This window comes from Bradyrhizobium sp. HKCCYLRH3097 (assembly GCF_051167875.1).
Taxonomy (GTDB): domain Bacteria; phylum Pseudomonadota; class Alphaproteobacteria; order Rhizobiales; family Xanthobacteraceae; genus Bradyrhizobium.
Genome location: NZ_JBNPTX010000003.1, coordinates 318,220 through 332,400, shown reverse-complemented (window position 1 = coordinate 332,400; position 14,181 = coordinate 318,220). Strand labels below are relative to the sequence as shown.

Genomic DNA, 14,181 nt, shown 5'->3' with positions numbered 1-14,181 from the left:
ACAACGCCGCCCGGCGTTGTTGTTGTCAGTCCGCGCGGCGAGGCGCCAGAGCATGATCCGGAAAAGTGGAAGCCGGTTTTCCCTCGCGACAAACGCCGAAGGCGTTTGCGCGGAGATCATGCTCAAACAACGAGATGACATCAGGGTTTGCAGAAGGAGACGAGCGGATGAGCGACGAAAAAGAACTGTTCGAGAAGGGCCTGAAGGTGCGCCGCGAGGTGCTCGGCGCGGCCTATGTCGATGGCAGCCTCGCCAAGGCCGACGACTTCATGATGGCCTTCCAGCACATCACCACCGAAATGTGCTGGGGCTATGCCTGGACCCGGCCAGGGCTGGATCGCCGCACCCGCAGCATCATCAATCTCGCGATGCTGACCGCGCTCAGCAAGCCGAGCGAGCTGAAGCTGCACGTCAAGGGCGCGCTCACCAACGGCGTCACGGTCGACGAGATCAAGGAGATCCTGCTGCACGCGACCGTCTATTGCGGCATTCCCGCGGGCCTCGAGGCGTTCAAGGCCGCGCATGAGGTGCTGGTCGCGGAGGGTGCCATCGCCAAGAAGGACGGCGCATGAGCGCGCCGCAAAAGGTCCTGTTCGTCGGCATCGGCAACATGGGCTGGCCGATGGCCGCGCGCCTGCTCGGCGCCGGCTTTGCGGTCGCCGTCAATGACGCCGTGCCCGGGCGGGCTGCGGAATTTGTCGCCAAGGTTGGCGGTGTCGAGGCCGGCGACCTCGCGGCCGCGGCGGGGCAGGCGGATGTCATCATCACGATGCTGCCGACCAGCAAACATGTCGCGGAGGCCGTCGGCGCACTGCGCGCCGGCCTGACGCGCGATCACATCGTCATCGACATGAGCTCCGGCGCGCCGGCGGCGACGCAGGCGATCGCCGCCGATCTCGCCCCGCTCGGCGTCACCATGCTCGACGCGCCCGTCAGCGGCGGCGTGCCGCGCGCCGTGACCGGCGAGCTCGCGATCATGGCCGGCGGCGAGCCGGGCGCGCTCGACCGCGTCGAGCCGCTGCTGCGCGCCATGGGCACCACGATCCACCGCATCGGCGGCCTCGGCTCGGGCCAGGCGATGAAGGCGCTCAACAACCTCGTCTCGGCCGGCGGCTTCCTGATCGGCGTCGAGGCGCTGCTGATCGGCCAGCAGTTCGGCATCGACCCCGGCCTGATGACCGACGTGCTCAACGCCTCGACCGGCATGAACAACTCGACGCAGAAGAAGTTCAAGCAGTTCGTGCTGTCGCGCCAATTCAACAGCGGCTTCGGGCTCGACCTGATGGTGAAGGACCTGTCGATCGCGCTCGAGGTCGCGCGTGCCGCCGGCGTCGCCGCGCCGTTCTCCAACCTCTGCCGCGAGCTCAGCGCCAGCGCGCAGGGGATGCTCGGACCCGGGCAGGATCACACCGCGCTGGCGAAGCTGAGCGAGGCGCTGGCCGGCGTCGAGCTGAAGGGGTGACTGGTGCTACTGCGTCGCAACCACCGTCATTCCGGGGCAAGGCCGCGGGCCTTGAACCCGGAATCTCGAGATTGTTTTGCGTCCACACCTGACAATTTCCAGATTCCGGGTGACGGCGGAAACTGCAACTGCTGAGATCCGCGTGACGCAGTCGGATTAACCCTGGCGCCGCAGGAACCCGGTGATCGTCACCTTCTCCCAGATCCCGGCCGCGGCAAACGGGTCGGCGCGGTTGAACGCTTCGACCTCGGCGCGGCCGGGAGCCTCGACCAGGAACAGGCTTCCGATCATCGTCGAACCATCGTCGGAGACGAGCGGGCCGGACATCACGATGGTGACGGGCAGGCGGGCGCTGTCGCCGAGATAGGCCTTGTGCGCGTCGTAGTTGGCAAGCCGGACCGGCAGCGCGTCCCGCTTGTCGAGCGCGTGAATCGCAAACAGCATGAATTCTCTCCGCAAAGTGAAGCAGGACGGCTGCGTGCCGGCCTGCTTCCCGACTGATGGCTGATCCTATTTCGCGCTGAGCTTGCCTGCATCCTCGAAGCTCGGGCAGGTGCGCTGCTCCAGCGTCACGTCGAACGGCTGATAGTTGTCCTTGGTGATGACGGTCGGCTTCAGCACGATCTCGTTGATGACGGGCTGGCCGCGCAATGCGCGGACGGCCATCATGGTGCCGAGGCAGCCTTGGGCGAAGCCGTTGTAGTCGCCGCTGGCGAGCAGCTTGCCGGACTTGATGGCGTCGATCGCCTCCTTGGTGCCGTTGATGCCGATCACCTGCGCCTTGCGGTCGGCGCCGTCCAGCGCCTCGATCGCGCCGACCGCCATGGCGTCGTTGGCGGCGAGCACGCCGTCGATCTGCGCATTGGACTGCATCAGGTTCTCCATCACCTGCAGGGCCTGCAGGCGCTGATAGTTGCCGGGCTGCGACGCCAGCAGCTTGGCGCCGGGGTTCTCCTTGAGCGCGTCGTTGAAGCCGCGGACGCGGTCGACATTGGTCAGCGAGCCCTTGACGCCTTCGATGATGACGATGTTGCCCTTGCCGCCGAGCGTCTTGAGCAGGAAACGTCCGGTCTCAAGGCCCAGGCTGTAGTCGTCGGCGCCGACGAAGGCGACGAACTTGCCGCCGGCGGAGCGGTCGGTGATGTTGACGACGGGGATCTTGGCGTCGTTGATCTTCTCGACCCCGGGCACCATCGCCTTGTAGTCGACCGGCGTGAACACGATCGCGCTCGGCTTCTTCACCACGACGTCCTCGATCTGGCTGAGCTGCTCGGGGATCGAGTCCGGCTTGGTCGGGATGTAGTGCAGGATCTTGGCGTTGAGGACCTTCGCCATGTTGTCGGCGCCGACGCGCACCGTCTGGAAGAACGGATTGGTCTGGTTCTTGGTGAAGACGGCGATGGTCTCGCCGTCGGCGCGGGCCTGCGTCGCGCCTGCGGCGATCAGAAGTGACAGAGCGAGACAGCGCGTGATCCTTTGTTGCATGTCGTTTCCTTCCCTCGTTTTTTGGTTGTCTTCCAGGTTCATTGCGCCCGGCGCCGGGTCTTCATGTCGAGCCAGACGGCGACGATCACGATGATTCCGGTGACGAGCGGCTGCCAGTTGGCGCTGATCGCGAGCAGGTTCATGCCGTTCAGCACCAGCGTCAGGATCAGGGCGCCGATGAAGGTGCCGAACACCGTGCCGACGCCGCCGAACAGCGAGGTGCCGCCGATCAGCACCGCGGCAATGGCCGGCAAGGTCAGGCTCTCGCCGATGTCGGCTTCGGCGGAGTTGAGCCGCGACAGGAAGATGATGGAGGCGAGCCCGGCCATGGTGCCGGAGACGGTGTAGACGAGCAGCAGCCGGCGCGCGACCGGAATGCCGGACAACCGGGCCGCGACCGGATTGGCGCCGATCGCGTAGATCTCCTGGCCCCAGATCGTGCGTTGCGCGAAGAACGTTCCGATCGCGAGGAACACCAGCAGCAGATAGACCGGGATCGGCAGCCCGAGCAGATAGCCGCTGCCGATCTGGCGGAAGCCCGCGGGAAAGCCGTGGATCGTCTCGCCCGCCATGTACCAGTAGGTGACGCCGTTCAGCACCCAGAGCATGCCGTAGGTGGCGATGAAGGAGGGGATGCGCAGCGCCGTGACCATGAAGCCATTGAGGAAGCCGACGCTGCCGCCGGCGAGCAGCCCGGTCAGGATCCCGAGTGCGGGCGAGCCGGTCTGATGGATCACGGTGCCGGCGAGACACGCCGACAAGGCAACGTTGGCGCCGACCGACAGATCGAGGCCGGCGGTCAGCACCACCAGGGTGAGGCCGGAGGCGATGAAGAAGGTCAGGCTCGCCTGCCTGAGCACGTTGAGGATGTTGCCCAGGCTGAGGAAGGAGTCGCTCAGCACGGTCAGCGCCGCGCAGATCAGCAGCGCGGCGAGCATCCGATAGAACACCTGCGCGGCGTTCTGCGACAGGAGCGAGCGCGGCGGCGGCAGCGTGTCCTTGGCGATGTCGGTCATGACCGGCTCCGCAGGCCGTCGAGGAACATCGCGATGATGACCAGCGCGCCGACGCTTGCGACCTGCACCGAGGACGGCAGCGACACCAGGTTGAGACCGTTGCGCAGCACGCCGACGGCGACGACGCCGAGCACGGTGCCGAGCAGCCAGCCATTGCCGCGCTCGAACGAGGTGCCGCCGACCGCGACCGCCGCGATGGCGTCGAACTCCATCCCGAGCCCTGCGGTCGGATGTCCCGAATTCATCCGCGCGGTCATCAGCAGACCGGCGATGCCCGCCATCGTGCCGCCGATCGCGTAGACCGCGATCAGGAGTCGTGTCGGCGACAGGCCGGCATAGCGCAGCGCTTCGCGATTGCCGCCGAGCGCGAAGATGTAGGTGCCGAACCTGGTGTGATAGAGCAGGCCGTGAAACGCAGCGTAGGTCAAAAGCCCCATCACGATCGGCACGGGGATGCCGAGCAGCGTCGCCGAATAGATGTCGCGCACGCCGTGGGGAATGCCGACCACGCTCTGGCCGTCGCTCACGATCAGCGACAGGCCCTGCGCCATGCCGAGCGTGGCGAGCGTCGCCACGAACGGCGGAATCCCGACGATCGCGACCAGCCAGCCATTGACGGTGCCGAACGCCGCGCCGACCAGCACCGCGGCGCCGAGGCCCAGCAGCACGGACTTGGTCGCGAGCGAGACGATGGCGACGCAGAGCGATGTCAGCGTCAGCACCGCGCCCATCGAGAGGTCGAGCCCTTCGGTCATGATGATCAGGGTCATCGGCAGCGCGAGCATGGTCAGGATCGTCGACTGCACCAGCACGTTGGACAGGTTCGCGGCCGACAGGAAGCCCGGCGCGATCGCGCCGAACAGCGCGATCAACAGCACCAGCACGATCGCCACGCCCGGGATGCGCTGTAAGGTCCGGAGCGGCGAGACGATGGTGGCGTCACTCATCATGCATCCCCAGTCGCACGATATTCTCCTCGGTCAGCTCGCTGCGCGCCAGGTGCCCGGCGATGCGGCCTTCGCGCATGACATAGGCGCGGTCGCAGACGTGGCAGATCTCGATCTGCTCGGATGAGATCATCAGCGCGGCCGCGCCATCGGCGACCAGCCGGTCGATCAGCGCGAAGATCTCGGACTTGGCGCCGACGTCGATGCCGCGCGTCGGCTCGTCGAAGATGAACAGCCTGGCGCCTGCCGCCAGCCACTTGCCGATCACGACCTTCTGCTGGTTGCCGCCCGAGAGCAGGCCGACCGTCTGCCGCGCATTCGGTGTTGCGATGCGCAATTGCCGGATCAGCCCGTCCGCCGTGCGCTGCGCGCCGCAGGGATCGTGGAGCCCGCTGGGAAACAGCTTCTTCAGCGCCGAGACCACGAGGTTGTCGCCGACCGAGCGCAGCAGCGCCAAGCCCTCGCTCTTGCGGCTCTCGGGGATCAGCGCGATGCCGCGGCGGGCCGCGATGTCGGGCTCGCCCGCGATCGGCTTGCCGTCGAAGATGATCTCGCCTTCGCTGACGGGATCGGCGCCGAAGATCGCGCGCGCCACCTCGGTGCGGCCGGAGCCGACGAGACCGCACAGGCCGACGATCTCGCCCCGCCGCACCTCGATGTTGATGTCGGCAATGCCGGTCGGCGCGCTCAGTCCCCTGACCTCGAGCACGAGCTCGCCGGGCGTTGCCGCGAAATGGCGTGGATAGCTCATGTCGATAGTGCGCCCGACCATCATGCGCACGAGCTGGTCGGGGGTGACGTCGGCGGGCCTGATATCGTCGATGCGGCGGCCGTCGCGCAGCACGGTGATGCGGTCGCCGAGCGCGAACACCTCGGCCATGCGGTGCGAGATGTAGACGATGGCGACGCCGTCCGCCTTCAGCCGCCTGATCAGTGCGAACAGCAGCTCCGCCTCGCGGTCGGACAGCGCCGCGGTCGGTTCGTCCATCACAAGGATCCGCGCGTTCTGGCTGATCGCCTTGGCGATCTCGACCATCTGCTGCTGCGCGACGCCGAGCGTGTCGACGATGACAGAGGGATCGATGTCGAAACCGATGCTGTCGAGCACGCGCTTGGCGTCGGCCAGGATCTTGCGGCGATCGATGGTGCCGGGGAGCCGGCCTCTGGGTTCGCGGCCGAGATAGATGTTCTGCGCGATGTCGAGGAACGGCACCAGCGAGAATTCCTGGAAGATGACGGCGATGCCGAGCTTCTGCGCGTCGGCCGTCGATGATATCTCGACCTTCTCGCCCTTGTAGGTGATCTCGCCCGCATCGGCGCTGTAGGCGCCGCACAGCACCTTCATCAGGCTGGACTTGCCGGCGCCGTTCTCGCCGAGCAGCATGTGGACCTCGCCCGGGTAGATGGCGAACGAGACGTCGTCCAGCGCCTTGACGCCGGGAAACGACTTGCTGATGCCGCGTAGCTCCAGCAGCGGCGCGGGCGATGGAGCTGCGGTGGCGGCTGCCGCGCTCATGGCTGCGCTCCGCCGGCAAAGATCTTGCCCGGATTCATCAGGCCCTCGGGATCGAGCGCGGCCTTGATGGCGCGCATCACCGCGACGGCCTCGCCGAGCTCGTCCCGGAGATAGTCGACCTTGCCGAGGCCGATGCCGTGCTCGCCGGTGCAGGTGCCGTCCATCGCGATCGCGCGCGCCACCATGCGCGCCTGCAGCGCCTTGGCGCCGGCGAGCTCGTTCTCATCGTTGGGATCGACCAGGATCAGCATGTGGAAGTTGCCGTCGCCGACATGGCCGACGATCGGCGCAAGGAAACCGTTGACGTCGGCGTCCCGGTGCGTCTCGGTCAGGCATTCGGCCAGCCGCGAGATCGGCACGCAGACATCGGTGATGACGGCGCGCGCGCCGGGCCGCAGGCCCAGTCCGGCATACAGCGTGTTGTCGCGCGCGTGCCACAGCCGGCTGCGGTCCTCGGCCGCCTTCGCCCAGGCGAAGCCGCGGCCGCCATGCTCGGTCGCGATCGCTTCGGCGGTCTGCGCCTGCTCGGCGACGGCGGCCTCGGAGCCGTGGAATTCCAGGAACAGGGTCGGCGTCTCCCGGTAGCCGAGCTTGGAATAGGCGTTGATGCCGCGCATCATGACGTCGTCGACGAGCTCGATGCGGGCGGCGGGGACGGCCGACTGGATCAGCGTGATCGCGGTGTCGACCGCGTCATGCAGGGTGGGGAAGCTGCAGGTCGCGGCCGAGATCGCCTGCGGCACGGGATGCAGCTTCAGCGTGATCTCGGTGATCACGCCGAGCGTCCCCTCCGCGCCGACGAACAGCCGGGTCAGGTCGTAGCCGGCGGCGGATTTGCGCGCACGCTTCGCGGTGCGGATCACCCTGCCGTCGGCCAGAACCACCTCCAATGCGAGGACGTTGTCCTTCATGGTGCCGTAGCGCACCGCCATGGTGCCGGAGGCGCGGGTCGAACTCATGCCGCCGATCGAGGCGTCCGCGCCGGGATCGATCGGAAAGAACAGGCCGGTCGTGCGCAGCTCCGCATTGAGCTGCTTGCGCGTGATGCCGGGCTGCACCACGACGTCCATGTCGGCGTCGTGCACGGCCAGCACCTCGTTCATGCGGGCGAAGTCGAAACAGACCCCACCCGCGACAGCCGCAGCGTTGCCTTCGAGCGACGTGCCGGCGCCGAACGGCACGATCGGCATGCCGGCCTCGGCGCACAGCCTGACGATGTCGGCGACCTCCTGCGTCGTCTCGGGAAACACGACGATGTCGGGCGGCATCGCCGGATAGTACGACTCGCTCCGGCCGTGCTGATCCAGCACGCCGCGCGCAAGACTCGCGCGTGGCCCGATCAGGCTCGAAAGCCGCTCGGCCAATGCACCGGTGCCGACCCGCAACTCCATCATTCCTCCCGTCCGCTTCCTCGACGATACCGGACTCTTGACGGTCCTTGTCGTCCGCTCAGCTCAAACCCGATTGGCGCGCTCCGCAAGCCGTTTCAGGCCGAAATCATAGTTGAGATGGAAATATCCCTGCGCCACCATGCGGCCATCTGGCGCACGACCCGGCGGGCAGCGCGCGAAGTCGCGGATCAGGCTGTCCTTGACGCCGAACACGACGTCGGAATCGAGATACTGATCACCGGCGACGAACACATGCGTCACCAGCCGTTCGAAGCCCGGCGCCGAGATCATGAAATGCACATGTGCCGGCCGCCACGGATGCCGTCCCTGCGCTGCCAGCATGTCGCCGACCGGCCCGTCATTGGGGATCGGATAGGCGGCGGGCTTGATCGACCAGAAATGGAAGCGGCCGTCGCCGTCGGTGTGGAAGCGCGCGCGCATGGCGAGATCGCCGATCTGCTCGAGTCGTTGAACGTCGTAATAGCCGTCGTCGTCGGAGTGCCAGACGTCGACCACGGCGCCTGCGAGCGGCGCGCCGTCCGCGCTCGACACCGAGCCGGTCACCAGCAGCGGATCGCCCTTCATCGGGCCCGAGATGTCGTCGCCGTTGGCGCGTTCCGGCGCCGCCTGGACGAAGAAGGGGCCGAGCACCGTGGTCTCGGTGGCGCCTTCCGGCACCGGATGATTGATGGCGTCGACCAGCATCGAAACGCCGAGCGTGTCCGACAACAGGATGAACTCCTGGCGCTTGTCGTCGCACATCCGGCCGGTGCGGGTCAGGAAGTCGATCCCGTATTCCCATTCCTGCTGGGTCGGACGGACCTCGCGCACGAAGGCATGGAGATGGCGCACCAGCGCCGCGCTGACCTGTTTGATCCGCGCATCACGCGCGCCCGCCAGGCGTTCGAGCACGGCATCTGTGATCGTGGTCTCGTTGAAGTTGCGCAAGAGGCGGCTCCTTTCAGAGGGGCTCGCCGAGCCCGGACAGCCGTTCGACATGCCGGACGGTGGCGAGGAAGTCGGTTGCGGCATCGCCCTGTGCGATCAGCGCGGCATAGGTCTCGCGCACCTGCGCCGCGAGCTGCAGCGGCACGCCGACGGCGTGGCCGGCGCCGAGAATGAGATCGAGATCCTTGGCCATCTGCGCGCAGGAGAACGTGGCGGCAAAGTCGCGTGCCAGCAGCGGCGCGGTCTTGTACTTCACCATCGGCGAGGCGACCGCGCTGTCGTGCAGCACCTGCAAGATGTCCGGCCAGGCGATGCCGCCCTTGCGTGCCAATGCGAGGCTCTCGGCCATCATCGCCGCGGTCGTCGCGATCATCAGGTTGACGGCGAGCTTGGCGTAGCGTGCCTCTTCCGCCGCACCCAGATAGGTCTGCGCGCGTGTGAAGCTTGCCAGCAGCGGCGTGATCCGCGCGAAGGCCGCTTTCGGTCCGGATACGAAGCAGGTCAGCTCGCCGGTGTGGGCGATGCTGGCATTGCCGGAGATCGGCGTGCGCAGATAAGCGACGTCGCGGGCGGCCGTGGCGGCATCGACCTCGCTCGACGCATCGACGCCCACGGTGCTGGTCTCGATCAGGATCGCGCCGGTCGCCATGGCTGCGATCAGTCCGTTGCTGCCGAGCATCGCCGCGCGCAGTGCGGCGTCGTCGGGCAGCGACGAGATGACCACGGCATGGTCGCGCACCGCCTCCGTCGCGGACGACGCGGCGGCCATGCCGAGCGCACGTGCCTCATCGAGCCGGGCGGCGTTGGGATCGAACGCGGTGACGTCATAGCCGGCCTTGGCAAGCCGCGCCGCGATCGGCAGGCCGATCTTGCCGATGCCGATGAAGGCGAGGCGCTTATCAGGAAATGACATCGATGCCGTCCGTTGCTTGCTTCACGTGCCGGGCCCGCGGCCGGGCAGGCCGTCGAAGGTGAACGCCTCCGTCACGCGCGGGGCGCTGCAGCGATGGGATAATCGACCTGGAAGCGGCCGATCCTGAGGTCGCCGAGCTCCTCGCGCACGCGCAGGTGCTCGGGATGCGAGGCATAGGCCCGCAGCGCGGCGCTGCTGGCAAATTCGGAGAACAGGACGACGTCGCAGGCATAGTCGACGTCGCTGACATCGAGACCGACCTCGATGTGGGTCAGGCCGTCGATGCGGCCCTTGAGGCCCTCGAACAGGGTTTTGACCTTGAGCCGGGCCGCCGCGCGCTCGGCGGCCGTCTCGGCGCGCAGCCGCCACATCACGATGTGCCTGATCGGCCCCGTCATTCCAGCGTCCTCACCTGAGCTTTGTTCTTGGGCTTTGTTCTTGTCGGACGATTTTGCCTTGCAGGAAATGGAAATAAAGGCCAAAAATTGTAACTCTGTTTTCCGCTCAGCGTAACAATGGACCGTCTGCTCCAGCTCGAGGTGTTTTCCCGGACGGCCGAGCTGGGCAGCCTGTCCAAGGCCGCCGAGTCCTTACGGATGTCCAACGCCGCGGCGAGCCGGCATCTCAGCGCGCTGGAGGAACGGCTCGCGGTGCGCCTGATCGAGCGCAACACGCGCCGTCTCTGGCTGACCGAAGCCGGGCAGGAGCTGCTGCAGCGCTGCGGCCCGCTGCTCAACGAGCTGGCCGAGGCCGAGGATGCCGTCAGCGATCGCGCGCTGTCGCCGCAGGGCATGCTGCGCGTCACCAGCTCGCTGTCGTTCGCGACGATCTATCTCGCGCCGATGCTGCCGGCGTTCCGCGCGATGTATCCGAAGCTGAACCTGCAGATCATCGCCGCCAACCGCTATCCGGATTTCATTGAGGCGGGCATCGACGTGGCGATCCGCACCCGCGAGCATGAGCCGGACTCGGGCATCGTCGTCCGTCGCATCGGGCAGATGCGGCGCGTGCTGGCGGCGGCGCCGTCCTATCTCGCGAGCCGTGGCTGTCCCGTCGTTCCCGGTGATCTCGTGCGCCACGACATGCTGATCTACAATCTTGCCAATGATCCGTATTCCCTGTCCCTGCGCAACGGCGCGACAGCCCAGAGCATTCGGATCGCGCCGACGCTCGACAGCAATGACGGCCAGGTGATCAAGGGGGCGGCGCTTGCCGGGCTCGGCATCCTGATCCAGCCGCTCTACATCGTGCAGAGCGACATTCTGGCCGGCAGGCTGGTGCCGGTCCTGCTCGACTGGGAGCTGCCGCTCTTGACGATGAACATCGCCTACCAGAACCGCGTCAGGCTTCCGGCCAAGATCAGGGTGTTCGCCGATTTCCTCGTCGACCACATCCGCGCCCATTCCGACCCGGGGATCTGGATCGAGCCGCCCAAGCCGGATTGAGCCGATGCCCGCGTGCGGGGGGAGGGCGGATCATGTTCTGAGAAAAATAATTATCTTGCTATTTTTCGGAAATCGTGGTCTCTTGCGTGCAACCCGCCTCGAGCAGAGGGACGTACGCGTCGTCACGAACGTGGAGGCGGGCTGCGATGGACGTGACGGCTGTGCCAGACGAGCGCAGGCGGCACGGACGGCGAAGTCGTGTGGTCCTGGCCTCTCGATGCTGAGGTCAAGTCCGTGGTCGTTGCTTGACGGCACGCGCGGGCGATGGGGGCAAGAAAGCCGATCCCCAGGGAGAGCACGAAGGACACCGTTAACACCGTCGCGCGGGGAAGGCCGGGTCTGTCCGGCTGTACCTGTGGTACCTGCCGCCTGCATTCTTTTGAGCAGGCGGGCCACGGGCCTCAGCCGAGGTCCGGCCTTCCTCGCGCCCTCTTGTTGTTCAGAGGGACACGACGAATGCATCACTCGGGTCTCACCAGCCGCGAGACGGCGAGATCGTGTCTCGTTGGCCAACGGCGCCAACCCAATCCTCATGGCGTCGTCCCGGACAAGCGCGCACCGCGTGCGCCGATCCGGGACCGAAAACTCCAGGGAGGCGTGCGAGGCACGATGGTCGACCGATCCCGCCCGGCCACATCCGCCGGTGGCTATGGGTCCCTGCGCAAGGCCGGGACGACACCGAAAGGTGCGGCGGGCGACACGGGCAAAGGAGGCCCATCTTGATTGAGCGATGCTTGCGAAAGGCCAGGGGCGATGCCTCCCCGAACGACCGCCCTCGATCCGTAAAAACTCGGATAAAAATCTAAATACCTAGAATTATCAACGGCTTGTGACTGTCATCCGACTGTCATCGAACCTTTATAAAAGCCACACTGAGGCCCCGTAAAGCGGCCGGGGAAGCGCAATCGGGCGCAGATGGCGCTTCGCTTCCCAAGCATGGAGACCAGCTATGAATTTCATCAAAGCTATCGTCGCTGCCGGCTTGGTCGCCGCATCGACGTCGGCGTTCGCTGCCGACATCACCGGTGCGGGCGCGACGTTCCCGTTCCCGATCTATTCCAAGTGGGCCGACGCCTACAAGAAGGAGACCGGCAACGGTCTGAACTATCAGTCGATCGGCTCCGGCGGCGGCATCAAGCAGATCCAGGCCAAGACCGTCACCTTCGGCGCCACCGATGCGCCGCTCAAGGCCGAGCAGCTCGAGAAGGACGGCCTGGTGCAGTGGCCGATGGTGATGGGCGGCATCGTGCCGGTCGTCAACCTCGAGGGCGTGAAGCCGGGCGAGATGGTGCTGGACGGCGAGACGCTCGCCAACATCTATCTTGGCAAGATCACCAAGTGGGATGACGCCGCGATCAAGAAGCTGAACCCCAACGTCAAGCTGCCGTCCGACGCGATTGCCGTGGTGCGCCGCTCCGACGGTTCGGGCACGACCTTCAACTTCACCTACTACCTCTCCGAGGTGAGCGCCGACTGGAAGAGCAAGATCGGCTTCAACACCGCCGTCGAGTGGCCGGTCGGTGTCGGCGCCAAGGGCAACGAGGGTGTGTCCGGCAACATCGGCCAGACCAAGAACTCGATCGGCTATGTCGAGTACGCCTATGCCAAGCAGAACAAGCTCACCTACACCGGCATGATCAACAAGGCCGGCAAGACCGTGCAGCCGACCGTCGAGGCCTTCCAGGCCGCGGCCGCGAATGCCGACTGGGCCAAGGCCCCGGGCTACTACGTGATCCTCGCCAACCAGCCCGGCGACAAGTCCTGGCCGATGACGGCGGCGACCTTCATCCTGATGCACAAGGAGCCGGCCGACAAGGCGGCGTCCGGCGAAGCCATCAAGTTCTTCAAGTGGTCGTTCGAGAAGGGCGCCAAGATGGCTGAGGAGCTCGACTACATCCCGATGCCCGACAGCGTCGTGAAGCTGATCGAGAAGACCTGGTCGGCCGACATCAAGAGCTGATCCGGACGTATCGAAAATCCCCCTCTCCCGGCCTCCGGGGGAGGGGCGCTACCGGGGTTGAGGCGTGTCCAAGGAACAGGGGGCAGAATTGGCAGAGATGGCGGTTCAGACCGAAGTCAGCGATATCGCGGCTGCTGCCGGACCCTATGACCGGGCACGCGCGCTCAGCGCCTTCAAGCTCGGCGACGTGACCTTCTATTGGATCACGCGGCTGTCCGCGATCTCCGTCCTGTTGATCCTGGGCGGCATCATCCTGTCGCTCATCGTCGGCGCATGGCCGGCCATGAGAGAATATGGCTTCGAATTCCTGTGGACGCGGCGCTGGGCGCCGTCGGCCGATCCGCCGGTGCTCGGGGCGCTCGGCCCGATCTACGGCACCTTGGTCACGTCCTTCATCGCGATGCTGATCGCCATTCCGGTCGGTCTGGGCATTGCGATCTTCCTCACCGAGCTGTGCCCGCAATGGCTGCGCCGTCCGATCGGACTTGCCATCGAGCTGCTCGCCGGCATTCCTTCGATCATCTACGGCATGTGGGGCTTCTTCGTGCTGGGGCCGTTCCTGGCCTATACGTTCCAGCCGTTCATGATCAATCTCTGCGCCGGCATCCCCGTGCTGCAGGACATCTTCGCCGGTCCGCCGTCCTATCTCAGCCTGTTCAACGCCTCGCTGATCCTGGCGATCATGGTGCTGCCGTTCATCACCTCGATCTCGGTCGACGTGTTCAAGACGGTCCCGCCGGTGCTGAAGGAAGCCGCCTACGGGGTCGGCTGCACCACCTGGGAGGTCGTGCGCAGCGTCGTCATTCCCTACACCCGTGTCGGCGTGATCGGCGGCGTCATGCTGGCGCTGGGACGTGCGCTCGGCGAAACGATGGCGGTGACCTTCATCATCGGCAACTCGTTCCGGATCTCATCCTCGATCTTCGCACCGGGCACCACGATCTCGGCCGCCATCGCCTCCGAATTCCAGGAGAGCGACGGGCTGCACCAGTCGAGCCTGATCCTGCTCGGCCTGCTGCTGTTCGTGCTCACCTTCTTCGTGCTGGCGAGCGCGCGGCTGATGCTCATGCGGCTCGAAGCCAAGGCGGGAAAATAAGC

The 14,181-nt window shown here is 66.3% G+C and carries 13 protein-coding genes and 1 pseudogene; 5 read left to right on the top strand and 9 right to left on the bottom strand.

What is annotated here, in order from left to right; genetic code table 11:
* The first annotated feature begins 167 nt into the window (after positions 1–167).
* Positions 168–572, top strand: a complete 405-nt coding sequence (locus ACQR0U_RS10515) for a carboxymuconolactone decarboxylase family protein (protein ID WP_315713518.1) — start codon at positions 168–170, stop codon at positions 570–572.
* Positions 569–1,462, top strand: a complete 894-nt coding sequence (locus tag ACQR0U_RS10510) for an NAD(P)-dependent oxidoreductase (protein ID WP_316169849.1) — start codon at positions 569–571, stop codon at positions 1,460–1,462. The genes ACQR0U_RS10515 and ACQR0U_RS10510 overlap by 4 nt, the downstream gene beginning before the upstream one ends.
* 156 nt (positions 1,463–1,618) lie before the next feature.
* Here ACQR0U_RS10510 and ACQR0U_RS10505 read toward each other — a convergent pair whose 3' ends face one another.
* The 9 genes and pseudogenes from ACQR0U_RS10505 to ACQR0U_RS10465 form a co-directional block, all read right to left on the bottom strand.
* Complete coding sequence (locus tag ACQR0U_RS10505) at positions 1,619–1,906, bottom strand: YciI family protein (protein WP_315752359.1); 288 nt, start codon at positions 1,904–1,906, stop codon at positions 1,619–1,621.
* A gap of 66 nt (positions 1,907–1,972) precedes the next feature.
* Positions 1,973–2,947 carry a sugar ABC transporter substrate-binding protein gene (locus ACQR0U_RS10500; RefSeq protein ID WP_315713515.1) on the bottom strand — a complete coding sequence of 325 codons (975 nt, stop codon included), beginning with the start codon at positions 2,945–2,947 and terminating at the stop codon, positions 1,973–1,975.
* 38 nt (positions 2,948–2,985) lie between these two features.
* Positions 2,986–3,963 (bottom strand): ABC transporter permease, encoded by a 978-nt coding sequence (locus ACQR0U_RS10495; RefSeq protein ID WP_315752361.1) that lies wholly within the window; start codon positions 3,961–3,963, stop codon positions 2,986–2,988.
* Positions 3,960–4,910, bottom strand: a complete 951-nt coding sequence (locus ACQR0U_RS10490) for an ABC transporter permease (protein ID WP_315752362.1) — start codon at positions 4,908–4,910, stop codon at positions 3,960–3,962. The genes ACQR0U_RS10495 and ACQR0U_RS10490 overlap by 4 nt, the downstream gene beginning before the upstream one ends.
* The gene (locus tag ACQR0U_RS10485; RefSeq protein WP_434843164.1) at positions 4,903–6,426 is read right to left on the bottom strand and encodes a sugar ABC transporter ATP-binding protein; all 1,524 of its coding nucleotides are present in this window, start codon (positions 6,424–6,426) and stop codon (positions 4,903–4,905) included. Before ACQR0U_RS10485 ends, ACQR0U_RS10490 begins: the two co-directional genes overlap by 8 nt.
* Positions 6,423–7,817 (bottom strand): FAD-linked oxidase C-terminal domain-containing protein, encoded by a 1,395-nt coding sequence (locus tag ACQR0U_RS10480; RefSeq protein WP_315825470.1) that lies wholly within the window; start codon positions 7,815–7,817, stop codon positions 6,423–6,425. Before ACQR0U_RS10480 ends, ACQR0U_RS10485 begins: the two co-directional genes overlap by 4 nt.
* 63 nt (positions 7,818–7,880) lie before the next feature.
* Positions 7,881–8,765 carry an intradiol ring-cleavage dioxygenase gene (locus ACQR0U_RS10475; protein ID WP_315713511.1) on the bottom strand — a complete coding sequence of 295 codons (885 nt, stop codon included), beginning with the start codon at positions 8,763–8,765 and terminating at the stop codon, positions 7,881–7,883.
* Between the two features lie 13 nt (positions 8,766–8,778).
* Positions 8,779–9,681, bottom strand: a pseudogene (locus ACQR0U_RS10470) (NAD(P)-dependent oxidoreductase); the annotation flags it as partial.
* A 68-nt stretch (positions 9,682–9,749) separates the two neighbouring features.
* Positions 9,750–10,076 carry a Dabb family protein gene (locus ACQR0U_RS10465; RefSeq protein WP_315713510.1) on the bottom strand — a complete coding sequence of 109 codons (327 nt, stop codon included), beginning with the start codon at positions 10,074–10,076 and terminating at the stop codon, positions 9,750–9,752.
* A gap of 117 nt (positions 10,077–10,193) precedes the next feature.
* Here ACQR0U_RS10465 and ACQR0U_RS10460 point away from each other — a divergent pair, with 117 nt between their 5' ends.
* The 3 genes from ACQR0U_RS10460 (at position 10,194) to pstC (ending at position 14,179) form a co-directional block, all read left to right on the top strand.
* Positions 10,194–11,123 (top strand): LysR family transcriptional regulator, encoded by a 930-nt coding sequence (locus ACQR0U_RS10460; protein WP_315752365.1) that lies wholly within the window; start codon positions 10,194–10,196, stop codon positions 11,121–11,123.
* Positions 11,124–12,072: 949 nt separating this feature from the next.
* On the top strand, positions 12,073–13,083 hold the full coding sequence (gene pstS, locus ACQR0U_RS10455; protein WP_315713508.1) for a phosphate ABC transporter substrate-binding protein PstS: 1,011 nt from the start codon (positions 12,073–12,075) through the stop codon (positions 13,081–13,083).
* 97 nt (positions 13,084–13,180) lie between these two features.
* Complete coding sequence (gene pstC, locus ACQR0U_RS10450) at positions 13,181–14,179, top strand: phosphate ABC transporter permease subunit PstC (protein WP_315713507.1); 999 nt, start codon at positions 13,181–13,183, stop codon at positions 14,177–14,179.
* The last annotated feature ends 2 nt before the right edge of the window (positions 14,180–14,181 follow it).